Below are 24,792 nucleotides of genomic sequence, written 5' to 3'. Positions count from 1 at the left end.
AAATTCCGCACCATGCGGAATTTAACTTCTAAAATTTTACATATTGCAAATAAAATTTAAATTTTAATTATTTTAATTTAGCTACTTTTAACGATTAAAATTTTATAATCAAAAACTTATATTTTCAAGGAAAATTAATGGATTTTTTTGATGAAATGTTTAATAAAACTCCAAAAGAAAAATTTATAGAAATTATACAAAATGGAAATTTAGGAGCCTTAGAAAAAGTTTTTGAGGAATTTTTTGCTGATCATATTGCCATGGTAGAACTTTTAGAAAAACAAGGTTTAACAGAAATGGATGTAAAAAATTTCATATTAGAAAATGGTGATTTTATAGAAGAAAGGCAAAATGATATTTATATAGAATTAGGCGCAAAAATTTTAGGACACGAAGGCTAAAATTGTTTAAAATAAGCCCTTGTTTAATTTGTATTTTTTTTATTTTTAGCAATGTTTTAGCATCTGAACCAACTTTTGATTATACTTATAAATTTATACTTAAAAAAGATGAGAGAGCTAGTGTGCAGATTAAAGAAATAGGCTATGAAGATAAGGTGCAAAATTTTGATTTTTATTGGACTTTGTTTGATAATACTAATATCATCGTACATTCGAAATTTCGCAAATATCCGCGTCAATTTGTGATGAGTTTAAGAAGAAATTTAGATTGGGTAACTCAAACTTTAATACCTGATTATACTAATCCACATATTGATAGAGCAAGACTGATTTTAGAATTTAGTGCTTATAATAAAGGTTTGGCAACTTTTACGGTTTATATAGAAGATAAGGAATCTCGCTTAATGGTAGAATTTTTAGATCCAAGAAAAAAAGCTTTACAAAATCCACCGCAAAATAATCAGGTTGTTCCTATGATTAATTTTAACGAACCTCAGGTAAAACCATTAACAAGCAAAGAAAATAATAATAGTAATTAACAAGGAAAAGATAGTGCAAAAAATAGATGAATTAATAAAACAGTTTTTACAAGAGCTTGGCTATGAACCTATTTTAAATATGCTTTCAAATGTAAAATCAGGAAAAAAATTACGTTCTAAATTATTATTAGCTATCGCAGATGAGAGTGAGATTGCTTTTAAAATTTGCGCAGCTATAGAATTGATACATCTTGCTAGTTTGTTACATGATGATATTATTGATGAGAGTGAGTTAAGACGTGGAGCAAGATCTGTTAATGCTGAATTTGGTACAAAAAATGCTCTTATGTTGGGCGATATTTTGTATTCCAAAGCCTTTTATGAATTAAGCAAAATGGATGCTAGATTTGCAAGTATTATTTCAGATGCTGTTGTAAAGCTTGCTATAGGCGAACTTATGGATGTTGATTTGGGAGAGAAATTTAATATCAATAAAGAAGCTTATTTGAAAATGATTTATAATAAAACAGCTGTTTTGATCGAAGCAAGTGCGAGATGCGGAGCTATTTTGGCTGGATTATATGAAAAAGATTTTGCAGAATATGGTAAAAATTTAGGACTCGCTTTTCAGATGATTGATGATATTTTAGATATTAAGAGCGATGAAAAAATTCTTGGAAAACCTGCTATGAATGATTTTAAAGAGGGTAAAACTACCTTACCCTATATTTATCTTTATGAAAATTTGCAAGAACAAGATAGGACATATTTGCAGACTTTATTTAAAAAAGATTTAAATGAAAATGAAAAAGAATGGTTAAAAACTAAATTTGAAGAACAAAAAGCTTTGGAAAAAGCTATTTTGAAAGCTAAAACTTATGCAAAAAAGGCTAGTAAAGCGATTGAAAAATATGATAATAACAAGCTTAATGATATTATTAAAGCTATGATAGATAGGGAATTTTAATGTATTATTGTATATCTTTTACTCATAAAAATACAGATATTGCCTTAAGGGAAAGGTTAAGCTTTTCCAATGAAGCTAAAAAAAGTGAGTTTTTAAAAGTTATTAGCACTCATGAAAATATTGAAGAATGTTTGGTTATAAGTACTTGCAATCGTGTTGAAATTGTTGCTTTTGTAAAAATGGCCTGTGCGGAGTTTATTGTTAAATCTTTGGCTTTGCTTTGTGATATGGATAAAGATATTTTACTTGAAAAAGCTGATATTTTTGAAGATAGTGGAGCAATTCACCATCTTTTTTCTGTAGCAAGTTCTTTGGATAGTTTGGTGGTTGGAGAAACTCAGATAGCAGGGCAATTAAAAGATGCCTTTGCTTTTGCTGTAAAAAATAATTTTTGCGGAGTACACCTTTCAAGAGCGGTACATAGTGCTTTTAAATGTGCTGCTAAGGTACGCAATGAAACTCAAATTTCTAAAAATCCTATTTCTGTAGCTAGCGTTGCTGTAGCAAAAGCAAAAGAACTTGCAGATTTAACGCAAAAAAAAGCTGTTGTTATTGGAGCTGGAGAGATGGGAGAACTTGCGGCAAAACATTTAATTGCTGCGGGTGCTAAAGTGATTATTTTAAATCGTGACTTGCAAAAAGCTAAAGATTTGTGTGAGAGACTTGGTGTTTTAAGCGAATATGATAGTTTAGAAAATTTAAAAAAATATTTAAATCAATATGAGTTTTTTTTCTCAGCTACTAATGCACCAAATGCTATTATTACAAATTCTCTAATAGAAGAACTTCCTTACAAAAGGTATTTTTTTGATATTGCAGTTCCAAGGGATATTGATATTAATGAAAATGAAAATATATCTGTTTTTGCTGTAGATGATCTTGAGATTGTAGTTCAAAAAAATTTAGCACTAAGAGAACAAGAAGCTCGCATGGCTTATGGGATAATAGGCCGTGAAACAAGTGAATTTTTTAGGTATTTAAACGATTTGGCTTTGATGCCTATTATCAAAGCTATACGCTTGCAAGCTAAAGAATATGCAGATAAACAACTTGAAATTGCGTTAAAAAAAGGATACTTGAAAAAATCCGACAAAGAAGAGGCTAGAAAGTTGATTCATCAAGTTTTTAAGGCTTTTTTACACACACCTACTGTAAATTTGAAGCATTTACAAGGTAAAATGCAAAGCGATACAGTGATTAATGCTATGCGTTATGTTTTTGATTTGCAAAATAATCTTGAAGGTTTAAATCAATATAAATGTGAATTTGATATGGAGAATAATGATGAGATTTACTAAATTTTATGCACCAAGTTTAAAAGAAGCACCAAAAGATGCCAGTTTACCTAGTCATATTTTTTTAACGCGTGCAGGTTTTGTAGAACAAATTGGCAGTGGACTTTATAATTTCTTGCCTTTAGGAAAAAGAGTTTTAGATAAGATTAAAAATATAGTTAAAGAAGAAATGGATAAGGCTGGAGCACAAGAAGTAAATCTTAGTTTTATCACTCCTGCAAGTTTGTGGCAAGAAAGTGGGCGTTATAATGTTTTTGGAAAAGAACTTCTGCGTTTTAAAGACAGAAAAGAAAATGAATTTGTTTTAGGCCCAACACATGAAGAAGCTATGCTTTCTTTGGTAAAAAACAAAATCACAAGCTATAAGCAACTTCCTTTGCATTTATATCAAATCGGACTTAAATTTCGTGATGAAGCAAGGCCTAGATTTGGGCTTTTAAGATGTCGTGAATTTTTAATGAAAGATGGATATAGTTTTCATGCTAATGAAGAAGATTTAGGGCGTGAGTTTGAGCTTATGTATAAAACTTATTCTCAAATTTTACAAAGAATGGGACTTGATTTTAGAGCAGTTGAAGCTGATAGTGGGGCTATTGGTGGAAGCGGTTCTAAGGAATTTATGGTTTTGGCAAAAAATGGGGAAGATGATATTTTAATTTGCGAAAATTGTGATTATGCGGCTAATGTTGAAGCTGCAAAAAGAGCTAAAAAAATTTGTCAAGATGAGCGTCCTGAAGCAAATTATGCAAGTAAATTTCACACTCCAAATATTAAAACTATAGATTCTTTAGCACAATTTTTTAAAATCAATGCTTTTTATACGATTAAAGCAGTGGTAAAAAAAGCTATTTATGAAAATGAAAGCAAGTTAGTTGTGTTTTTTATAAGAGGAAGTGATGATTTACAAGAAATCAAGGCTCAAAATGCTTGCAATGCCCTTGAACTAGTCGATGCAAGCGAAGAAGAATTAGAAAAAGCTGGTTTAGTAGCTGGTTTTATAGGTTTTGTGGGATTAAAAGATATAGATTTTTATATAGATTTTGAGCTTGAAAACGAAAAGCAAATGATTATGGGTGCGAATGAAAAAGATTATCATTTAATCGGCATTGATGTTGTAAATTTAAACAAAGATCGTTTTAAAGATTTGATTGAAGTTAAAGAAGGGGATTGCTGTGCTAAATGTGGAGCAAAATTAAAACAAAGCAAAGGTATAGAAGTAGGGCATATTTTTAAATTAGGACAAAAATATTCTAAAGCGATGAATGCAAATTTCTTAGATGAAAATGGCAAAAGTCAGCCTTTTTATATGGGATGTTACGGCATAGGTGTTTCACGCTTGTTGGCTGTAGCTATTGAAGCAAATCATGATGAAAAAGGATGTATCTGGAATAAAACTTTAGCTCCTTTTGTGCTTGAAATTATTGTTTCAAATCTCAAAGATGAAAAGGCTTTAGAATTTGCTAATAAGCTTTATGAGGATTTAACTAATCTTGGATTAGAGGTATTGCTTGATGATAGAAATGAGCGTTTTGGGGTTAAAATGAATGATTTTGAACTTATGGGTTTTCCTTATGCGTTAGTTATTGGCAAAGGATTAGAAAATAATGAAATAGAGTTTATCCAAAGAGAGGGTTTGATAAAAGAACTTATAAAAACTGATGAACTTATGGAAATTCTTAAAAAGAAAGTGTTATGAATTATAAATTAAGCTTAAGTCCTTTATTTGTACTTGAAATTATTGCAAGTATATTTTTTATAGTGTTTTTTGGTTTTGGTAATTTTTTATTTTTCATACTTTTGAGTATGATTTTTGGTGTGGTTTTATTGGGAATTTTTTGGAAAAATATGCTTGAATTTCAAATGGGTGGCTTAAAGGATATGTTAACACAATTTTCTTTTGTTATCGCAGGGTTTTTACTTGTTTTTCCAGGGATTATTACAAGTGTTTTTGGAATTTTTGTGTTTTTCTTTGGTATTGTTTTGAAAATAATGACTAAATCAAAATATCAATACACTAAGCAAGAGTATCAAAATTCTAATGAAGAAATCATTGATGTTGAAATTATAGAGGATAGAAAATGAAGCTTATTATCGCAACAAGAAAAAGTCAATTAGCTCTTTGGCAAAGTGAACATGTAGCCCAAATTTTAAAAAATACACATCAAATTGAAGTGCTTTTAGAAGGTTTTAAAACAAAAGGCGATGTTTTGCTGGATTCTCCTTTGGCAAAAATTGGTGGCAAGGGACTTTTTACAAAAGAACTTGAAGAAAGTATGTTAAGAAAAGAAGCACATTTGGCGGTGCATAGTTTAAAAGATGTGCCTAGTTTTTTTCCTCAAGGTTTAGTTTTGGCAGCGGTAAGTAAAAGAGAGCAAAGCAATGATGCTATGCTAAGTCAAAATTATAAAGATTTTCTTTCTTTGCCAAAAGGTGCAAAAATAGGCACTACTAGTCTTAGACGCAAGATGCAGATTTTATTATTAAGACCTGATTTAGAGATTATTTCTTTGCGCGGTAATGTTAATTCTCGTATAGAGAAATTAAAAAATAATGAATTTGATGCGATTATTTTAGCTATGGCGGGAATTAAACGCTTAAACTTAGATAAGCAAGTGAATTTTGTTTATGAATTTAGCAAGGATGAACTAATTCCTGCAGCCTCTCAAGGAGCTTTAGGTATAGAAAGTATAAATGATGAAAAAATTTTAAAACTTTTAAAATGTTTAAATGATGAAAATGCTTTGATTGAAACAAGCATTGAAAGGGAATTTATCGCTACTTTAGAAGGGGGTTGTCAGGTTCCTATAGGTATTAACGCAGAGCTTTTAAGGGATGAAATTTGTGTGCGTGCGGTGCTTGGACTACCCGATGGAAGTGAAATTTTAAAAGATAAAAGAATGATTAAAAAGAATGATTTTAAAGGTTTTGGGGAGAGTTTGGCTAAGGAGTTTATTGCTAAAGGTGCTAAAGAACTTTTAAAAAAAGCTGAGAGTATGATATGAAAGAATTTATTCAAATTTTAAAAGAAAATGATCTTTTAAGGGTAATTGAAGAGCCTGTAGATGTAGATCTTGAAATCGCTCATTTAGCTTATATAGAAGCTAAAAAAGGAGAAAAAGGTAAGGCTTTATTATTTAAAAATCCTATAGATAAAAAATTAAATAAACAATATAAATTTCCTGTTTTGATGAATACTTTTTGTAATGAAAAGGCTTTAAATTTAGCTTTTGGGCGTGATTATGAAGAGGTGGCTGAAGAAATTTCAAAACTCACCAAGCTTCATATTCCTACGAGTTTTAAAGCAAAAATGGATTTTTTTATGAATTTGTTAAGTTTTAAAAATGTTCCTCCTAAAAGACTGAAAAAAAATAAAGCCTTGTATGATTATGAAATTTTAAACTCACTTGAAGAACTTCCTATACTAAAAACTTGGGAATATGATGCGGGTAAATTTATCACTATGGGGCAAGTTTATACACAAAATTTAGATAAAACTCAAAATAATCTTGGAATGTATCGTTTGCAAATGAGCGATAAAAATGAACTTTTAATGCATTGGCAAATTCATAAAGATGGGGCAAATTTTTATCACGAATACAAAAATGCTGGTTTTAAAAAAATGCCTATAAGTATAGCTATAGGCGGAGATCCGCTTTATATTTGGTGTTCTCAAGCACCTTTACCTAAAGGAATTTTTGAACTTTTGCTTTATGGTTTTATTAAAAAAACTCCTGCAAAACTTACCCCTTGTGAAAATGGTATTTTTGTACCTTATGATAGTGATGTGGTTATTGAAGGTTATGTGGATTTAGAAGAGTTTAAAATTGAAGGTCCTTTTGGAGATCATACGGGTTTTTACACTCCTGCCGAACTTTTTCCTGTGATGAAAGTAGAAAAAATTTATACTAAAAAAGATGCGATCTATCAAGCAACGGTTGTAGGAAAGCCTCCTTTAGAAGATAAGATTATGGGGCTTGGTACCGAAAGAATTTTTTTACCCTTGCTTCAAACTTCAGTACCTGATTTAATTGATTATAATATGCCCGAAAATGGAGTCTTTCATAATCTTATCTTAGCAAAAATCGATGCAAAATATCCCGCTCATGCGCAACAAATCATGCATGCATTTTGGGGAGTGGGGCAAATGAGCTTTGTTAAACATGCAATTTTTGTGGATAAAAATGCACCTTCTTTGAAAGATTATGATGCTTTAATTCCTTATATTTTAAATCGTTTTGATACGGAAAAAATTTTAATTTCAGAAGGAATTTGCGATCAATTAGATCATGCTTCGCCTAATGCTTGTTTTGGGGGTAAAGCAGGACTTGATGCTTGCAAGGAAACGCAAGTAGAAGAGCTTGAAATTTTAGAAGATGAAAAATTGTTAGAACTTTTTAAAACCAAGGTAGAGCTTTTAAATTTAAAGCAATTTTATAAAGAAAGCAAAAGTCCTATAGTTTGCATTTTGCTTGATAAAAAAGAAAAAATCGAACAAAGTTTTAATAAACTTTTAGAATTTAAAAAACATTTTAGGATTTTAGTATTTTTGGATACCGCAAATAAGCTTGAAAACCCTTATATGCTTGTTTGGCGTGTGGTAAATAATATAGATGCTAAAAGAGATATTTTTATCAAAGAAGAAAGACTTGGAGTGGATGCAAGTGCTAAGGGTGAAGCTGAGGGCTATTTAAGAACTTGGCCTAAGCAAACAGATTGCACTAAAAGTGTGATAGAAGATTTAATCTTGCGTAATATCTTAGAAAATAATCCAGATCTTTTTAATAAATTTGAAATTTTTTAAGATAGTTGAGATTTTTTTAAAATTTTGGCACAGTTTTTGCTTACTATTTTTTATATTGAAAAATAAATTTTTCTTTATAGGGTGTTCATAATTTTATAAATTTGTCGATATAAGCTTGTAACTAGCAATAAGAAATTTTAAAAAGGATTTTAAAATGGAAATATCGAAGGCAAATGGGCAAATGGATACAGCTTTGGCAAACATTAGTCAAAGAACAAGTGAGACACAGGCTAGTTTAAACATTCAAACCGATAGAAGTCAAAGCCAAGGAGGCGATGATGGACAACAACAAGGTGTGAGTGAAAAGTTAGCTGATATTACAAAAAAGTTAAATGAACAAATGGATTCTTTAGATACTAATGTTCGTTTTGGTTATAGTGATAAAATTAATTCTATGTATATTAGCGTGACTGAAAAAAGTACTGGAAGGGAAATTCGTCAAATTCCTAGCGAAGAAGCTATGAGATTAGCTGAGTATTTTAGAGATGTGATAGGAATGATATTTGATAAGGAGAGTTAAAAATGGCATTTGGTAGTTTATCTAGTTTAGGATTTGGTTCTGGGGTTTTAACTCAAGAAACTTTAGACAAGTTAAAAGAAGCAGAACAAAAAGCTCGTATTGATCCTTATACTAAAAAAATCGAAGAAAATACAACCAAACAAAAAGATTTAACCGAGCTTAAAACCAAGCTTTCTGCTTTTCAAGCAGCTGTATCGTCTTTAGGAGACTCTACGGCTTTTGCAAAAAGAAAGGTTATAGCAAGTATCACTGATAATCCTCCTGCAAGCCTTAGTGTGACTTCAGGTGTTGCTTTGCAAAGCATGAATATCAATGTAACTCAACTTGCCCAAAAAGATGTTTATCAAAGCAAGGGTTTGGTAAATGATACAGGAATTATCAATGCAAGTTTAAAAGAACCTACAAATTTAACTTTTTTTTCTAATGGAAAAGAATATAGCGTTACTATAGATAAAAATACAACCTATAGTGATTTAGTTGATAAGATTAATACTGCTACGGGTGGAGAAATTGTAGCTAAGATGGTAAATACAGGAGAAAAAGACGCACCTTATCGCTTAACCTTAACGAGTAAGGAGACAGGTGAAGATAGTGCTATAAGCTTTTATCCGGGTGCAAAAGATTCTGATGGTAAATACAAAGTTGATGAAAATGCTAAAAGTGTTTTTGAAAGTCTTGGTTGGAAACTCGATGAAGATGCTTTAAAAGCTGAAGATTTTGATCCTGCTAAAAGTAAAAAAGGTGTTGGCATTATTGATAGCGAAGATAATCCTTTGCATATTCAAAAAGCTCAGGATGCTAAATTTACCATGGATGGTATCAAGATGACAAGATCGAGCAATACTATAACCGATCTTGGTGTAGGTATTACTTTGACTTTAAATAAAACAGGTGAAATTAATTTTGATGTTCAGCAAGATAGTGAGTCTGTTACCAAGGCTATGCAAGATATGGTTGATGCCTATAATGATTTAGTGTTAAATCTTAATGCTGCTACAGACTATAACAGCGAAACAGGAACCAAAGGTTCTTTACAAGGCGTAACCGAAGTAAACTCTATACGCTCAAGTATTATTTCTGCGCTTTTTAAAACTCAATCAGTTGATGGTACTGTAGAAGATACTAATGGAAATAAAGTAAGTGCTAAGGTAATGCTTTCTTTACAAGACTATGGTTTAAGTATGACTGAGTCAGGAACTCTAAATTTTGACTCTTCCACTTTTGAAAGCAAGATGAAAGAAAATCCTGATTTAACTGAAAGCTTTTTTTCAGGCATTACTCAATACAAGGATATAAACTATACTGGTGATTTAATTAAAGAAGGTAGTCTTAACAAATATGTGGGCGAAGGTGATGATAAAGGTATAAGTTTTTCTTCAGGTAAGTTTCAAATTGTTACGAATTTTGAAACTTATGATTTATCTAAAAATGCTGATGGAACTGATTTTAAATTAACAGGAAAAACAGAACAAGAAATGCTTCAAAATCTAGCTGATCATATCAATAGTAAAGGTATTGAAGGTTTAACGGTTAAAGTTGAAACTTATGAAAAAGATGGAGAAAAAGGATATAAGCTTAATTTTAAAACCGACGGAAGTTCTGATTTTGCCATAAAAGGAGATAGCGAATTTCTTAAACAATTTGGCTTAAGCCAAACGAGCATTGCTGCTGAGGCAGTTGAAGGTGTGGGTGTTTTTGCGCAACTTAAAACAACTTTACAAGGTATAACAGGCAAAGATGGCTCTTTAACAAAATACGATGAGAGTTTAACAAATGATACTAAGTCTTTAACCCAAACCAAAGAATCAACTCAAACTTTGATTGATACAAGGTATGATACAATGGCAAATCAATGGTTGCAATATGAGAGCATCTTAAATAAACTTAATCAGCAATTAACAACTGTGACTAATATGATCAATGCAGCAAATAATTCTAATAATTAAGGATAAAAAAGATGCAAAATAGTTTAGCTTATAATGCTTATTCTCAAAATCAAGCGGGGATAGAATCTCCGCAAAAACTTATCGAAATGCTCTATGAGGGAATTTTGCGTTTTTGTGCAAGGGCTAAAGTGGCGATAAGAAACGAGGATATAGAGCAAAGAGTATACTTTGTAAAAAGAACAACAGCTATTTTTATAGAGCTTATTAATACTTTAGATTACGAAAAAGGTGGAGATGTGGCGCATTATTTAAGTGGGCTTTATACAAGAGAAATTCAACTTTTATCTTTGGCAAATTTAGAAAATAACGAAGAAAGAATTAATGAAGTTATAAATGTAACCAAAGGTTTACTAGAAGCTTGGAGAGAAGTGCATAGTAATGAAACAGTGGATCAATGATTTTAAACTCGCGTTAATTCAAGAAGATATTAATAAGCTTGAAAATTTGCTTGATAAACTTGATATGAAAGCTTTTATTAAAAATTTAGCTAAAAGATCGCCCTCAGAAGACTTTATAAAAGAAAATATAAATGATATATTTTATCAAATTCAAGCTCTTTTGCAAGAAGCTGTTGCACTAATTGAACAAAAGAAAAAAGCAAAGGCTGTTGAAATTCAAAAATTTCAAAAAGCTTTGACCTATGTTAGATCTTAAAAAGCATAGCGATAAGCCGAGTTCTGTCTTGAATGCTCATTTATCTAGTTTTGTTTTTACAAACAAAATCAAGCGAAGGGTTAAAACAAAGACGCTAACCATCCCTTCTTGCTGCGCATTGGGTTTACATAGCCGAAATTGTTGCCAAAATCGCTGGTAGGCTTTTACCCCACCGTTTCACCTTTTCCACTTGTGTGGTAGTTTTCTTTCTGTTGCACTATCCCTTAGGTTGCCCTAGCCATCTGTTAGATGGAATGCTTGTCTTTAGCAGCTCGGACTTTCCTCTTCTAAAAAGAAGCGAGCATTTACTATGCTTTAAATTTAAATTTTAGCGTAATTTTACTTATTTTTTTATCAAATAAAATAATTTTATTGTGATATCAATCAAAATTTGATAGAATTATTTTTTATTTTTTAACAAAGGAAATTTATGGCATCTTATTCAATGGGTGATTTAAAAAAGGGACTTAAAATAGAAATCGATGGAATTCCTTTTAAAATAGTTGAGTATCAGCATGTAAAACCAGGTAAAGGTCCTGCTTTTGTGCGTATTAAAATCAAATCTTTTATTGATGGTAAAGTACTTGAAAAAACTTTCCATGCAGGCGATAAATGTGAAGCTCCAAATTTAGAAGATAAAACTATGCAGTATCTTTATGATGATGGTGAAAATTGCCAATTTATGGATACACAAACATATGAACAAGTAGCTATCAGTGATGATGATGTGGGTGAGGCAAAAAAATGGATGCTTGATGGTATGATGGTAGATGTACTTTTTCATAATGGTAAAGCTATTGGCGTAGAAGTTCCACAAGTTGTTGAACTCAAAATCATCGAAACAGCTCCAAATTTCAAAGGTGATACTCAAGGATCAAATAAAAAACCAGCTACTTTAGAAACAGGCGCAGTAGTGCAAATTCCTTTTCATGTGCTAGAAGGTGAAGTTATACGCGTTGATACTGTGCGTGGTGAGTATATAGAAAGAGCGAACAAATAATATAAAAAAAGCTTTTGGAGTATTCCAAAGCTTTTTAAATTTATACAATTTTTTATTTTCTTTATTTTATTCTTCAAGACATTTTTTAAATTTTTAAACTTGACTTTTCTGTAGTGTTTTAATTCTATATTATAAAGATGAGCTTATGAGAATATTCTTTCTATTTTCAAATATTTTTAGATGGGATTATGGTATTGTTTTTTGCCTAAAAGGGGTTTTTGCTTGTTATAATTCAAGATATTCTGTAAAATATTTTATAAGATGAGTAAATTTGTTACTAAATAGATATTTTTTAAATTTTAGATTTTGTTTTTATGCTTTGAAAAATATATTTTTTGATATCATAAGCCCTATAATATTTTAAAGGATGATAATGGTTTTTTTAATCATCTCTAGTATTATAGTAGCCATCATTTTAGGCTATATTACTAGACATAATGTTGGAATTTTTGCTATGATTTTTGCTTATATTATAGGAGCCTTTTTTATGGATTTAGCTCCTAAAAAAATCATAGCTTTTTGGCCTATTTCTATATTTTTTGTTATTTTTGCTGTTTCATTGTTTTATAATTTTGCAACCGTAAATGGAACTCTTGAAAAATTAGCTGGACATTTGATGTATCGTTTTGCTAATCATCCCTATTTACTTCCTTTTGTTATTTTTGTGGTTAGTGCTATTATAGCTGCTTTAGGAGCGGGTTTTTATACGGTTTTGGCTTTTATGGCACCCCTTACTTTTTTACTTTGCGATAAAATCGGTTTAAGTAAAATTGCCGGAGCTATGGCCATAAACTATGGTGCTTTAGGAGGAGCAAATTTTATGACTTCTCAAAGTGGGATTATTTTTCGAGGATTGATGCAAAATTCAGGTATTGAAGCAAATGAAGCTTTTATAAATTCTAGTATTATTTTTGCTTTTACTATAATTTTGCCTATTGTGGTATTATCTTTTTTTGTGTTTAATGCTTTTAGAAATAAGATGCAAACCAGTGTTATTTCAAAACCTGATCCATTTGATTGTAAACAAAAAACTACTTTAATTCTCATGTTTATGATGATTATTGTTGTTTTAATCTTTCCTGTGCTAAATATTATTTTTCCACATAATGAGACAATTAGTTATTTTAATAAAAAAATAGATATAGCTATGATAGCCATGATTTTTGTTGCCATTGCTTTATTTTTAAAATTAGCCGATGAGAAACAAGTTGTTGCTTTAATTCCTTGGGGAACCTTAATAATGATTTGTGGAGTAGGGATGTTAATTAGCATAGCAGTTGAAGCAGGGGCTATAAAATTATTTTCAGATCTTGTAGAAAATGAGATCAATGTGATTTTTATCCCGTTAATAATGTGTGCTATTGCAGCTTTTATGTCGCTTTTTTCAAGTACTTTGGGTGTGGTTACTCCAGCGCTTTTTCCTATAGTTCCAAGCATTGCTGCAAGCAGTGGATTAAGCGAGGCATTGCTTTTTTCTTGTATTGTTGTAGGGGCTCAAGCTTCTGCTATTTCTCCTTTTTCTTCTGGAGGAAGTTTAATTTTAGGATCTTGTCCTGATAAATATAAGGAAAAATTATTTAAAGATTTACTTATTAAAGCTGTGCCAATAGGATTTATGGCGGCGATTTTAGCTACTATTATAATGAGTTTTATTTTATAAGGATAATTTAATGAAGATTGATACTCATGCACATATATTTTTGAAAAAGTTAAATACAGTTGCAAATGCAAGATATAAGCCTGATTATGACGCTAGTTTTAAAGATTATAAAGCAAATTTAGATCATTATGATTTTGATAAAGGGGTTTTAGTTCAGCCAAGTTTTTTAGGTGTTGATAATGAATTTTTGCTTCAGAGTATCGAAAAAGATGAAAATATAAAAGCTATAGTTGTGGTTGATGAAGGTATTAAATTTGATGAGCTTCAAAAACTAAAAGAAAGAAAAGCTTGTGGAGTTAGATTAAATTTAATTGGCAAAGAATTGCCAAATTTTAAAAGTACGGTTTGGACTCAATTTTTTGAAAATTTAAGTAAGCTTAAAATGCAAATAGAAATTCAAAGAGATTTGGATAATAATCTTGTTGATATTGTTAAAAATTTAATTCCTTATGGTTGTAATATTGTTATTGATCATTTAGCAAGAGCTAATGCAAACTTAACAAATTTAGAGGATTTAATTTGTTTAAAAAATTCTAGAATATTTTTTAAAATTAGCGGTTTTTATAGGGCAAAAATAGACTATGTTAATAATGAACAAGCTATAAAATTTGCAAAGAAAATATATGAAATTTTAAAAGAATATTTTCCACTTAGCAATTTTGTTTTTGGAAGCGATTGGCCACATACAAATTTTGAAGCAAATGTTAATTTTTCATCGGCTCTAGCAGCTTTTAATGAAGTTGTCGTATCTAAAAAAGAACAAGAGCAAATTTTAGGGGATAATGCTTGTGTTTTATTTGACTTTTAAGCTTTTCGTTTTATCCTAAAGATGTATTTTGCAATGCGTTCAAAATGTACTCTTAGATAAGGTTTATAAATTACAAAACCACCCAAAAGTCCTAAAATGCTTCCTATTACGACATCAACTAAACGAGCGAGTATTAATGTATTTGCATTCTCACTCATAAAATTAGCTGCTTCTGAAAGATAAGTGGCATAAGGAGTAAAGAAAATCATAGCTAAAGCATAGTTTCGATTGACTAAAAATTGTCCTATAAAAAACAAAGACATCATAAGTAAAACAAGTTCTATATTGTGAAATTGTTTAGATAAAAGCCACCAAGCAAAACATACTCCTAAGGCCGTTCCTATGATACGTTGAATTTGTTTAATCCATATAGAGTTTAAAGTTACACCTTGCATAATAGCTGTGCAAGAAATGGCTATCCAATAACTTCTTTCAAGTTCTAAAAAAGTTCCTAAAAATATAGAAAAAGCTACAAAAGAACCCATAATCAAAGAATCCACAAAAACTGCATCAAAACCTATGTATTCTCTAGGTGGAATTTCGCTAGGTAAAGCATTTTTAAATCCATAAATCACAACGATAGAGTATAAAAAAGCCATTAAATTAGCTACCATTGCTCCAAGAAAAACAAGACCCACTAAAAAGATAAAATCCTTAGCTTCAAAAGGAGAATAAGCTCCTAAAACACAAGAAAATACAAAGAAGAAATATCCAGGTGCACCAATGTTATAATATCTAATTAAAATAGAACTTCCCATGGCCACAAGTCCTATAGGGATGAAGGCAAAAACTGAAGGTAAAAAATGGGTTAAAATTCCTAAGAAAAAACTAGAAACTATGCCAAAAGAACAGCACATTACAACAGCCATTCTATGATATAAAGGAGTGTTTGGAACATATAAAAAAGATAAAGCTCCTATCATGGCAATGAGTCCATAGTTTAATTTTCCAAAAAATACACTAAACCCTAAAACTATACCCACACCTAAAGCCGCAAAAAAAGGCATTTGCCAAACTTGTTCGCTTGAATTTAGTTTAGCAATTTCTTTAAAGTGTTGTTTTAGCATTTCTATTTTATTCACTCTCGAATTTGTCCTTCTCCATTAATTATATATTTATAAGTGCAAATATCTTCAACCCCCATAGGACCTCTTGCATGCAATTTGCTAGTTGAAATTCCAACTTCCCCACCAAAGCCAAATTCTCCTCCATCGCTAAAACGCGTTGAAGCATTAGCATAAATACAAGATGAGTTTATAAGGCGTTGAAATTTAGCGATATTTGAAGCATCATTTGAGATAATGGTTTCAGAATGCAAGGAGCTGTGTTTATTGATATGCTCTATAGCTTCATCGCAATCTTTTACTAATTTTACACTTAAAGCAAAATCAAGCCATTCTGTATCAAAGGTATTTTCACTTGCTTTAAAAACTTCTAAATTTGAGTTGTTAAAATAAGCCAAAGCATTTTCATAGGCATGAATTTTTACCTTAAATTTTTTAAATTCAGGGATTAAAAGACTTATAAAATTTTTAGCAATTTTTTCATGGATTAAAAGCGTTTCTAAAGCGTTGCAAACACTTACTCTTTGACACTTTGCATTAAGGATTATTTTTAAAGCCGTATCTAAGTTAGCGCTTTGATCTACAAAAGCATGACACAAGCCCTTATCTTGTTTAATAAGAGGAATTTTGGTATTGTTTGCGATTTCTTGTATCATATTTGAACTACCGCGAGGTATGATCACATCGATTAAATCATCAAAAGTTAGAATTTGTTTGATCTCGTCTCTTTGAGTAAACATAGCAAAACAATCTTGTAAACCAAATTCCTTAAGTGTTTTGCTAACAAGAGTAAATATAGCTTCATTTGTAAATTTTGCTTCACTTCCACCTTTAAATACACAAGCATTAGAACTTTTTATCATTAAAGCTGCGATTTCAGCACTAAGACTAGGCCTTGCTTCGTAAATAACACAAATAAGTCCCAAAGGAATGCTTATTTTTTGTATGCTTAAACCCGCATAATTTTTCCAGCCTTTAGAAATTTTACCTATAGGATCTTCGATATAAGCGATTTTTTCTAGGCCTTCACAAAGAGCTAAAATGCGTTTTTCATCTAATAAAAGCCTATCTTTTATTGCCCCACTTTTTGTGAAATTTGCTATATCTTTTTCATTTGCTTCTAGGATAATTTTGAAATTTTCTCTTAAAATTTGAGCTAATTTTAAAATAATTTTTTCTTTATCTTTAGGTGTTAAGTTAAGTAGTTTTTGAGAATTTTTCTTAATATTTTCAAGCAAATTTCGCATTTTTAATCCTTTATTTACAAAAAACTTGATAAATTATACAAAAAAAATCAGAATTGAAAGGTAAATATAAATGAAAAAAATAGATTTAATTATAGTAGGTGCAGGTCCAACAGGCATAGGTTGTGCGGTTGAAGCTAAGCTTAAAAACAAAGAAGTTTTGATACTGGAAAAATCAAATAACATTTGTCAAACTTTAATGCAATTTTATAAAGATGGCAAAAGAGTAGATAAAGCTTATAAGGGATGCGAAGGAACTAATCATGGACATGTTCCTTTTGAAGATGGTACCAAAGAAAGTACTATAGAAACTTTTCAAAACGCATTAAAAGAGCACAATATAGAAGTTGAATTTGGCTCTGAAGTTGAGAGCGTTAAAAATGAAAATGGAGTTTTTTTAGTAAGCACAGCTAAAGGCGCTTATGAGTGTAAAAACATCATCGTTGCTATAGGTAGAATGGGTAAGCCTAATAAGCCTGATTACAAACTTCCTATGACTTTAACAAAAATCATTAATTTTAATGCCAATTCAGTTTTGGGCAATGAAAAAATTCTTGTTGTAGGTGGTGGAAATTCAGCAGCAGAATACGCTGTGGATTTGGCTAATTCAAATCAAGTTAGCCTTTGTTATCGCAAAAAAGAATTTACAAGATTAAATGATATCAATCTTAAAGATATTCACAAAGCTGGAAATTCGGGTAAAGTAGAGTTAAAACTAGGAATTGATATTAATGAGGTAGAAGATGATAGTGGCAAGGCTAAGGTAAATTTTACCGATGGTACAAGCGATATTTATGATAGAATTATTTATGCTATTGGTGGTTCTACTCCACTTGATTTTTTACAAAAATGCGGGATTAATGTTGATGATAAAGGCGTGCCTTTAATGGATGAAAATAAACAAAGCAATATTAAAGGTATCTTTGTAGCAGGAGATATTGCTACTAAAAATGGAGCAAGTATAGTTACAGGGTTAAATGACGCTGTAAAAATTCTTTCTGTGCTTTAAAATTTAGCCTTCGGGCTAAATTTGACTTATTAATAAGTAAATTTTATAATTCTTAGTTATTTTAATTTAAAACTATGAAAATGCAAAATAAAACTAATACAAAAACAACAATAAGAACTTATCGTTTAAATTTCTATATTTTAGGACTTCAAGCACTCTACTAGCGTCTTTAAAAATATTTTATTTTAATATTTTTAAAGGATTTGTATGTCAAATATTTTTAGCACTTTAAGCCCTTTTAGGCTTTTTATAAAATGTGCCGTGCCAAATGTCATAAGCATGGCCTTTATTTCTTTTTATTATATAGTTGATGGAATTTTTGTTGGAAAATATCTAGGAAGTGATGCTTTAGCAGTACTAGCCTTGATTATTCCCTTTATTATGATGTCTTTTGCTTTGGCTGATATGATAGCTATAGGTTCAGCAGTGCAAATTTCTATGCATTTGGGTTTAGGCAAGAAGAATTTAGCTAGAAAGATATTTAGTTCTAGTATATTGATTATTTTTCTAATCTCTTGTTTTATTGGAATTTTGGAGTATTTTTTAGGACCTGTTTTGATTGATTGTCTAAATGTTAGCGATGAGATTAAAACCATGGCTAAAGAATGTATGTTTGTTTTTGCTTTATTTGCACCTTTTACCATGCTTTCTTTTGCCTTGGATAATTATTTAAGAATTTGTGGAAAAACAACCTATAGTATGATTATGAACATAATCATAGCTTTAAGTAATATTATATTTGATTATCTTTTTATAGTTGTATTTGGTTGGGGCTTGTTTTCGGTAGCCCTTGCAACTTGTTTAGGAATTGTTTTAAGTGGTATTTTTGGAATTATTCCTTTTTTATTTCAAAATTTAGAGCTTAAATTTTCAAGTTTATATATAAATTTGAGAATTTTTAAAAATATTCTTTATAATGGAAGTAGCGAGTTTTTTGGCAATGTTTCGGGTTCTTTATATAGTATTTTTGCAAATTTTGTTTTGTTAAAAATTTCTACCACTCAAGCCGTGGCAGCTTTTTCTATTATTTTATATATTGATAGTTTTATTATAATGCTCATTATTGCTATGGGGGATGCGATGCAACCTGCACTTAGTTATAATTATGCTAAAAAAGATTTTTTAAGGATTAAAGCTATTATAAAAGTGGTATTTTTTGCAGGGGGAATTTTATCTTTATTTTCTATAGTATTTATATTGATATTTGGAGAAAATTTAATAGCACTTTTTGCAAAAGAAAATGATCAAGAATTTAAAACTTTTGCTTATACAGCTTTGATGCTTTTTGCTTTTAATTATATTTTTGCATGGTTTAATGTCCTAAGCGGTTCTTTTTTGACAGCTTTTAATAAAGCAAGTTTTTCTTTGTTTTTAAGCTTAATGCAAAATTTATTCATGCCTTTATTTTTTCTTTTGCTTTTATCTTATTTTATAGGTTTAAATGGAGTATGGTTAAGTCCATTTTTTGCTGAATTTTGTGTTTTGATTTTAGCTTGGATTTTTCTTAAAAGGATTTTTAAAGATCTATCTTTATAGTGGATAGATCTTTTTTAAATTTTATCAAAGGAGCTTTTTTTATAATTTTTTAGAATTTATATCCTATTCCAGTTAAAACAACTTGATAGGTTTCATCATAAAATCCTATATCGCTATTTCTTTTTTCTATACCATAATTTGCAAAACCATAAAGTCCGTTATAGCCCAAAAATTGATTTTTAACAACTTTTAGATTAAGCTTAACTATATTACCGTCTTGTTTTTTGTGGAAGATAGGATCTGTTCCTACTGCTTCATATTTACTAAGACTTAAATTTGGGGTGAAGATATAGTCATTAGCAAAAGCTAAATTTGCCCCCATGCTTAAACCATATCTTGAGTAACTTTGAGCTTTTCCATCTGCATCATTATAATCATAGCTTAGTCCTAAATTTAACAAACTATAATTGTAATTTAATTCAAACTCGTGATAATACCCCTCTCTTTTTAAAGAGTTGTACTCAACTGCGTCTTTATCATATTTGTTTTTGCTAAATAAATATGAAGCTGTAAATTTTCCTAAATCACTTTCGTAAAGTTGAGAGATTTTAAAACCATATCTATCAACATCAGTTTCTTCTCTATTGCCTATTTGATAAGGATTTGCATAAGCTTTTTCTCTTAAAGAAGAAATTACAGAAAAAGAAGTACTAAAACGCTCTAAATAGGCTTTTTCATAACCTAAAGCTATACCGCTGATATCTCTTCCATTGTAGTTTTTGATAAAAACTCTATCATTGTCTATAAGGTTGCCATAGTAAAGTTCTACACCGATAAAAGGAATAAAAGAAGAGTCCGAATTATCAGCATCATAACCACCTAAGTAATCACTATCCGCTAAAGTTGAAATATTGCTTTTAATATCTCTTGCACCTACACCTATGCTTAAATTTCCACTAAAACCTTCTTGAAAATCTACAGCCATAGCTGACTGGGCTAAGATGGAAGCTAAAATACATGAAAATAAATGTTTTTTCAAGTGTTCTCCTAATAAAATAAATGTTGTGATTATAATTGTAACTAATATTACTTTAAATATTTATAAAAAATTAAAGTTTATAATTTTAAGTTTTTTTAGATAAAATTTTTAAAACTATTTATATTTATAAGGAAATTTAGTGCAACAAGAGTATTATGACTTGGATTTAGAGCGAGCTATTTTAAGCAGTTGCATCATGAGTGAAGAAGCTTACGCTAGTATAGCAGGCGATATCAGTCCAAAAGATTTTAGTCTTAAAGCTCATGAAGATATTTTTAAAGCAATTATAGCTTGTAGCAACAACAAAGAGCCTATTTCTATAAGTTTTTTAAAAAAACATAAAAAAATAGATGAAGAGATTTTAGCAGAAATTCTTGCCACTCCTTCTATGATAGATTTGCCTGCTTATGTAAATGAACTTCGCGAAAAGTCCATCAAAAGACAACTTTTGAGTTTTGCACATCTTTTACCAGCTCGTATTAATGAAAATCGTGCTGTAAGTGAAATCGCAGATGAAATTGGTAAAGAAATTTTTAGCATTACAAATCGTGTAAATTTTAGAGATATTAAAGATGTTAATATAATAATATCAGAACTTTTTGAAGAATTTAAAAAGCAAAAAACTTTAGAAAATAAAAATATCATAGGCCTTGATACAGGTTTTGAGGGTTTAAATAAAATGACAAAAGGTTTTAAAGGAGGTGAGCTTATAATAATCGCTGCGCGCCCAGGTATGGGAAAAACAACCCTTTGTTTAAATTTCATTGATAAAGTTTTAAGACAAAATAAAGGTGTGGCTTTGTTTTCTCTTGAAATGCCCGCAACTCAAATCATGCAAAGAATGCTTTCTTCAAAAACTTCTATCCCTTTACAAAGAATTTTAACCGCAGATTTAAACGATGATGAATGGGAGCGTTTAGGAGATGCTTGTAATGATTATAGTCAAAAGAAATTATATATTTATGATAGTGGTTATGCAACTATTGCTGATGTAAGGGCTATTTTAAGGCGTTTAAAATCTCAAGATGAAAGTGTAGGACTTTGTGTGATTGACTATATAGGGCTTATGATGAGTAATTCAAATTTTAATGATAGGCATTTGCAAGTGAGTGAAATTTCAAGAGGACTTAAGCTTTTGGCTAGGGAGCTTGATATGCCGATTATCGCACTTTCACAACTTAATCGTGGTTTAGAGCAAAGAGCAAATAAGCGTCCTTTGATGAGTGATTTGCGAGAAAGTGGAGCTATAGAGCAAGATGCGGATGCTATTTTATTTGTATATCGCGATGAGGTTTATAGGGAGCAAGAAGAAAAAGAAAGAGAGAATAAAGCTAAAGCTGAAGGTAAAGCTTATCAAAGGCTTTTTATACCAAATCCTATGCAAGAAAATGCTGAAATTATTGTTGGAAAAAATAGAAATGGACCGGTCGGAACTATAGAGGTTATATTTTTAAAAGAAAAATCTTGTTTTGTAGATAAACCTATAGGCTATGAAGCTACTGAATTTACAGGCTAGCTTTAATTAATATAAATTAATTAAAAATATTTCACAGATAATTTCAATATTTAATTAATTTTACTCTCATTAAATCAATTTTTTATATAAAATAAAATTTAAATTGAAATTTTATAATTATATAATAATCAGTATTTAATTATACTTTAAGTTTAAATATTTTATTATTCCGCTATTTTATTTTTATATTTTATATTATTATTAAAAAATGAATAATATGAAATTAATTTCAAAATAAATCATTTTAAATAAGGAAGGAGAAAAATATTTGAGTAAAAATATTATTTCAAGTAAGGTGTCTACGGGGGGGGGGATTAAAGAACCCTGTTTAAATTCTAAAAAGATAGTTTTATCTTTAGCTACTATTTCTTTCTTAGCTAGTTGTGCAAATGCTGCACCTACTCCTGAAATAAAAACTTATGATGAAATAAGTAAAAATACTAAAGCTAGTTCAGCAAGTGTTTATGCTCCTCAAGCTAGGATTAATACGACTGTAAGTAGTTCAATCAACAATCAAATCAACATTTCCGATCAAGGTCCACATACCATAATAATTGAAAAAACCGGAACTTTAACCGGTAAAGACAAAGTCATCTATGTTCATGCTAAGAATAGCGATACTCTTACTCTTACCAATCTTACCAATAAAGGAACTATTAACGGTAAGGTAGCTGTAGAACATGATAAAGATTTTACAGGAACCATTACTGTCAATACCTTTGAAAATACAGGTCAAGTTAATGGTCAAATTTACATGGGAATTTGGGGAGGTCAGGGAACTCTCACTGTGGATAAATTTGAAAATAGTGGAACTATAACAGCTTCCAACAATGATCAAGGAGTTTTTTTCCAAGGCCTTGCTAATAACAAATCTACGATTAATAATTTTAACAATACTGGAGTTATAAGTTCAACAAATAAAGAAGCTGTCCGGTTTACTCATACTAATGTACAAACTTTCACTAATAACGGTTCAATAAACAGCGGTGGTGGAAGTGGTGTAAACCTCTCCAGTGCTACTATAGAAAATTTTAAAAATACTAAAACTATAAAAACTAGTGGAACAGCAGAACCAAATGAATCATTCGCTGGTTTATATGCGAGTTCTGGGGTTAATCTTTATAGCTCTACTATAAAAACTTTTGACAATTCGGGTTTCATTTCAGGTAAAGTAGGTGTAAATTTGTCAAATGGCATCATAGATGATTTTAAAAACAGTGGCACTATAGAAGGAACATCTGGAGCCAATAAATTAGCAGGAGCTATAAATATACAAAGTGTTTATAGTAGCGGCTCCACTATTAAAAATTTTGAAAACACAGGCCTAATCAAAAATCAAAACGCTAATGGTATCTTCATAGGTGATGGCAACAAGATAGAAACCCTTACAAATAAAGGAACTATAGAAGCAGGCAACAATGGTATAACTTTTTATGCATTTGATACAAATAAAAAGCCCGTTAATATTGGTAAAATCACTATAGAAAGTGGTGGTGTTATTAAAGCAGGCAATGATGCAATCCATATAGATGGAAGTAAAAATGGTATTGAGGGTGAAGGCATTGAAGTTAAAGCAGGGGGTAGATTAGAAGGTGGTAATGCAGGTATTTATATAGGTGGCGGTAAGCAAGTAAATACTAGCATCAATGTATCTGGAACTATCCAAGGTGGTAATGGGGGTATTATAAATACTGGAACCATTGGAAAAGAAGGACAAGAAAAACAAGAATACGGAATCACTATTGAAAATGAAGGTCTTATTGCTTCTGCAAAAGGAAGTGGTATTTTAAATACTGACAATGGAATTATTTATGGTAATATCTTCAATAGAAGTAATAATAATTTAAGTTTAAAAAATGATTCTGATGCGACTATTACAAGTGGTATTAAAAATGAAGGTGGTGGAACCATCTTTGTTAATAACCAAGGAACCATAGATAAAGATAATAGTGGCAATCATTTAACTAATAGCGGATCTGGTAGCATAGTCATAGAAGATTGGCTTGTTACTACAGATAAAGATACAGGTAAATTAGACACTGTGGTTGTAGGTGGAAGTGGTAAAGATAATGTAAAAGTAGAAAACATCACTGTAGATCAAAGCAATGTTAATCTTGATGAATTAGGCAATATAAACAATATCATCTCAGGTGTTAATCAAGGCAATATTGGCAATATAGGAACCAATGGAGGTGGAGAAATATCTTTAAGCTTTGATCCAATAACAGGAAAGCTTACTACAGATTTTAATCTTAATGCCTCCATATCAGGTGCAACCTTTAGATCTTTAATCTCTACTACTTCAAGAAGATCTACCTTTATAGATAATGTTATGGGTAATTCTATGCAAAGCTTTGCTTTAGCTTCTTCAAGTAAATCTCAAAGCATCGCTATGTCTGAAAAGGGTAATTTATATGCAGATGCAAGTGATTATATAAAGAGTGATTTAAATAATGGAAGCTATGGTTCTAATAAAGAACATTCTTTATTCATCCTTCCTTATACTTCTTCACAGAATGTTGAACTTTCTTTGAATGAAGAAAGTAAAGGACACACTAAAGGAACCATTATAGGTTATTCTACTTTAAAAGACAGTGGAATATATGGTGTGTATGCAGGTTATGAAGATACAAAAATGGGTTCAACTTATTTTGATATTAATAATAGAACCTATTATGCAGGTTTAAAATACTTTAATACCTTATTTACTACAGAAAAAGGTCAAGAAGTTTATATCAAAGCTCAAGGTAAAGCTGCTTTGATTAAAAATGATTTAACTAAAAAAATAGGAAATAATGAAGCTAAAGCTGAACCTAATTCTTATGCTTATGGAGTCAATACAGCCTTAGGTATGAATTTTATTTCTAATAAAGATATATTCTCCCCTGAAATAGGTCTTGCTTATGAAGGAGG

At 30.3% G+C, this 24,792-nt stretch carries 22 protein-coding genes and 1 other RNA gene; 19 read left to right on the top strand and 4 right to left on the bottom strand.

Translation table 11 applies throughout. The features are described 5' to 3' along the window. Positions 1-137: 137 nt before the first annotated feature. The 12 genes from AJN60_RS07820 (at position 138) to AJN60_RS07765 (ending at position 11,063) form a co-directional block, all read left to right on the top strand. Complete coding sequence (locus tag AJN60_RS07820; RefSeq protein WP_002854834.1) at positions 138-401, top strand: DUF2018 family protein; 264 nt, start codon at positions 138-140, stop codon at positions 399-401. 2 nt (positions 402-403) lie between these two features. Continuing rightward, on the top strand, positions 404-940 hold the full coding sequence (locus tag AJN60_RS07815) for a hypothetical protein (RefSeq protein ID WP_044778759.1): 537 nt from the start codon (positions 404-406) through the stop codon (positions 938-940). A gap of 13 nt (positions 941-953) precedes the next feature. Further along, positions 954-1,847: a hexaprenyl-diphosphate synthase gene (locus AJN60_RS07810; RefSeq protein WP_044778758.1), complete on the top strand. Its 894-nt coding sequence runs from the start codon at positions 954-956 to the stop codon at positions 1,845-1,847. Beyond that, positions 1,847-3,145, top strand: coding sequence for a glutamyl-tRNA reductase (gene hemA, locus AJN60_RS07805; protein ID WP_044778757.1), 1,299 nt, complete (start codon positions 1,847-1,849; stop codon positions 3,143-3,145). The genes AJN60_RS07810 and hemA overlap by 1 nt, the downstream gene beginning before the upstream one ends. Then, positions 3,129-4,838, top strand: a complete 1,710-nt coding sequence (locus tag AJN60_RS07800) for a proline--tRNA ligase (protein ID WP_072223793.1) — start codon at positions 3,129-3,131, stop codon at positions 4,836-4,838. The genes hemA and AJN60_RS07800 overlap by 17 nt, the downstream gene beginning before the upstream one ends. Then, on the top strand, positions 4,835-5,224 hold the full coding sequence (fxsA, locus tag AJN60_RS07795) for an FxsA family membrane protein (protein WP_002870945.1): 390 nt from the start codon (positions 4,835-4,837) through the stop codon (positions 5,222-5,224). The genes AJN60_RS07800 and fxsA overlap by 4 nt, the downstream gene beginning before the upstream one ends. After that, positions 5,221-6,144, top strand: a complete 924-nt coding sequence (gene hemC / locus AJN60_RS07790; RefSeq protein ID WP_002870944.1) for a hydroxymethylbilane synthase — start codon at positions 5,221-5,223, stop codon at positions 6,142-6,144. Before fxsA ends, hemC begins: the two co-directional genes overlap by 4 nt. After that, a complete protein-coding gene (locus tag AJN60_RS07785) occupies positions 6,141-7,943 on the top strand; it encodes a menaquinone biosynthesis decarboxylase (RefSeq protein ID WP_070210647.1) in 1,803 nt (600 codons plus the stop codon). Before hemC ends, AJN60_RS07785 begins: the two co-directional genes overlap by 4 nt. A 154-nt stretch (positions 7,944-8,097) precedes the next feature. Then, positions 8,098-8,463 (top strand): FlaG family protein, encoded by a 366-nt coding sequence (locus AJN60_RS07780; protein ID WP_002870942.1) that lies wholly within the window; start codon positions 8,098-8,100, stop codon positions 8,461-8,463. A gap of 2 nt (positions 8,464-8,465) precedes the next feature. Beyond that, a complete protein-coding gene (gene fliD, locus AJN60_RS07775; protein ID WP_044778754.1) occupies positions 8,466-10,409 on the top strand; it encodes a flagellar filament capping protein FliD in 1,944 nt (647 codons plus the stop codon). A gap of 11 nt (positions 10,410-10,420) precedes the next feature. Then, positions 10,421-10,807, top strand: a complete 387-nt coding sequence (fliS, locus tag AJN60_RS07770; protein WP_002861271.1) for a flagellar export chaperone FliS — start codon at positions 10,421-10,423, stop codon at positions 10,805-10,807. Then, a complete protein-coding gene (locus tag AJN60_RS07765; protein ID WP_002861272.1) occupies positions 10,788-11,063 on the top strand; it encodes a hypothetical protein in 276 nt (91 codons plus the stop codon). The genes fliS and AJN60_RS07765 overlap by 20 nt, the downstream gene beginning before the upstream one ends. Here AJN60_RS07765 and rnpB read toward each other — a convergent pair. Then, an RNA gene (gene rnpB, locus AJN60_RS07760) (RNase P RNA component class A) lies at positions 11,060-11,380 on the bottom strand. The genes AJN60_RS07765 and rnpB overlap by 4 nt on opposite strands. 113 nt (positions 11,381-11,493) lie before the next feature. On the opposite strand from rnpB, the gene efp reads away from it, so the two are divergent. From efp to AJN60_RS07745, 3 genes are all read left to right on the top strand, one after another. Continuing rightward, the gene (gene efp / locus AJN60_RS07755) at positions 11,494-12,063 is read left to right on the top strand and encodes an elongation factor P (RefSeq protein WP_002855210.1); all 570 of its coding nucleotides are present in this window, start codon (positions 11,494-11,496) and stop codon (positions 12,061-12,063) included. A 367-nt stretch (positions 12,064-12,430) separates the two neighbouring features. Then, entirely contained in the window at positions 12,431-13,723 is a 1,293-nt protein-coding gene (locus tag AJN60_RS07750) for an SLC13 family permease (RefSeq protein WP_079860385.1), read from the top strand. Between the two features lie 10 nt (positions 13,724-13,733). Beyond that, positions 13,734-14,531 carry an amidohydrolase family protein gene (locus AJN60_RS07745; RefSeq protein WP_044779921.1) on the top strand — a complete coding sequence of 266 codons (798 nt, stop codon included), beginning with the start codon at positions 13,734-13,736 and terminating at the stop codon, positions 14,529-14,531. Here the strand turns inward: AJN60_RS07745 and AJN60_RS07740 are convergent. Together AJN60_RS07740 and AJN60_RS07735 are read right to left on the bottom strand one after the other, a co-directional pair. Beyond that, positions 14,528-15,613, bottom strand: a complete 1,086-nt coding sequence (locus AJN60_RS07740; protein ID WP_070240555.1) for an FUSC family protein — start codon at positions 15,611-15,613, stop codon at positions 14,528-14,530. The two genes, AJN60_RS07745 and AJN60_RS07740, sit on opposite strands and share 4 nt — an antisense overlap. Beyond that, positions 15,610-16,842, bottom strand: a complete 1,233-nt coding sequence (locus AJN60_RS07735; protein ID WP_070240554.1) for a glutamate-5-semialdehyde dehydrogenase — start codon at positions 16,840-16,842, stop codon at positions 15,610-15,612. The genes AJN60_RS07740 and AJN60_RS07735 overlap by 4 nt, the downstream gene beginning before the upstream one ends. A gap of 70 nt (positions 16,843-16,912) precedes the next feature. On the opposite strand from AJN60_RS07735, the gene AJN60_RS07730 reads away from it, so the two are divergent. Then, positions 16,913-17,848 carry an NAD(P)-binding domain-containing protein gene (locus tag AJN60_RS07730; protein WP_070286214.1) on the top strand — a complete coding sequence of 312 codons (936 nt, stop codon included), beginning with the start codon at positions 16,913-16,915 and terminating at the stop codon, positions 17,846-17,848. 207 nt (positions 17,849-18,055) lie between these two features. Next, positions 18,056-19,384: an MATE family efflux transporter gene (locus tag AJN60_RS07725; RefSeq protein ID WP_070240552.1), complete on the top strand. Its 1,329-nt coding sequence runs from the start codon at positions 18,056-18,058 to the stop codon at positions 19,382-19,384. A 49-nt stretch (positions 19,385-19,433) separates the two neighbouring features. Here the strand turns inward: AJN60_RS07725 and AJN60_RS07720 are convergent, their stop codons facing one another. Continuing rightward, positions 19,434-20,363, bottom strand: coding sequence for a DUF2860 family protein (locus AJN60_RS07720; protein WP_002881020.1), 930 nt, complete (start codon positions 20,361-20,363; stop codon positions 19,434-19,436). 139 nt (positions 20,364-20,502) lie between these two features. Here AJN60_RS07720 and AJN60_RS07715 point away from each other — a divergent pair, with 139 nt between their 5' ends. Both AJN60_RS07715 and AJN60_RS10215 read left to right on the top strand, forming a co-directional pair. Then, a complete protein-coding gene (locus AJN60_RS07715; RefSeq protein ID WP_044794230.1) occupies positions 20,503-21,879 on the top strand; it encodes a replicative DNA helicase in 1,377 nt (458 codons plus the stop codon). Between the two features lie 268 nt (positions 21,880-22,147). Continuing rightward, a partial coding sequence (locus AJN60_RS10215; protein ID WP_070286213.1) for an autotransporter outer membrane beta-barrel domain-containing protein occupies positions 22,148-24,792 on the top strand: 2,645 nt, incomplete at its 3' end.

Source organism: Campylobacter sp. BCW_4323, assembly GCF_001763115.1.
GTDB lineage: Bacteria > Campylobacterota > Campylobacteria > Campylobacterales > Campylobacteraceae > Campylobacter_D > Campylobacter_D jejuni.
The sequence above is the reverse complement of the archived record's forward strand: the minus strand, read 5'-3'. Positions and strand labels throughout refer to the sequence as shown.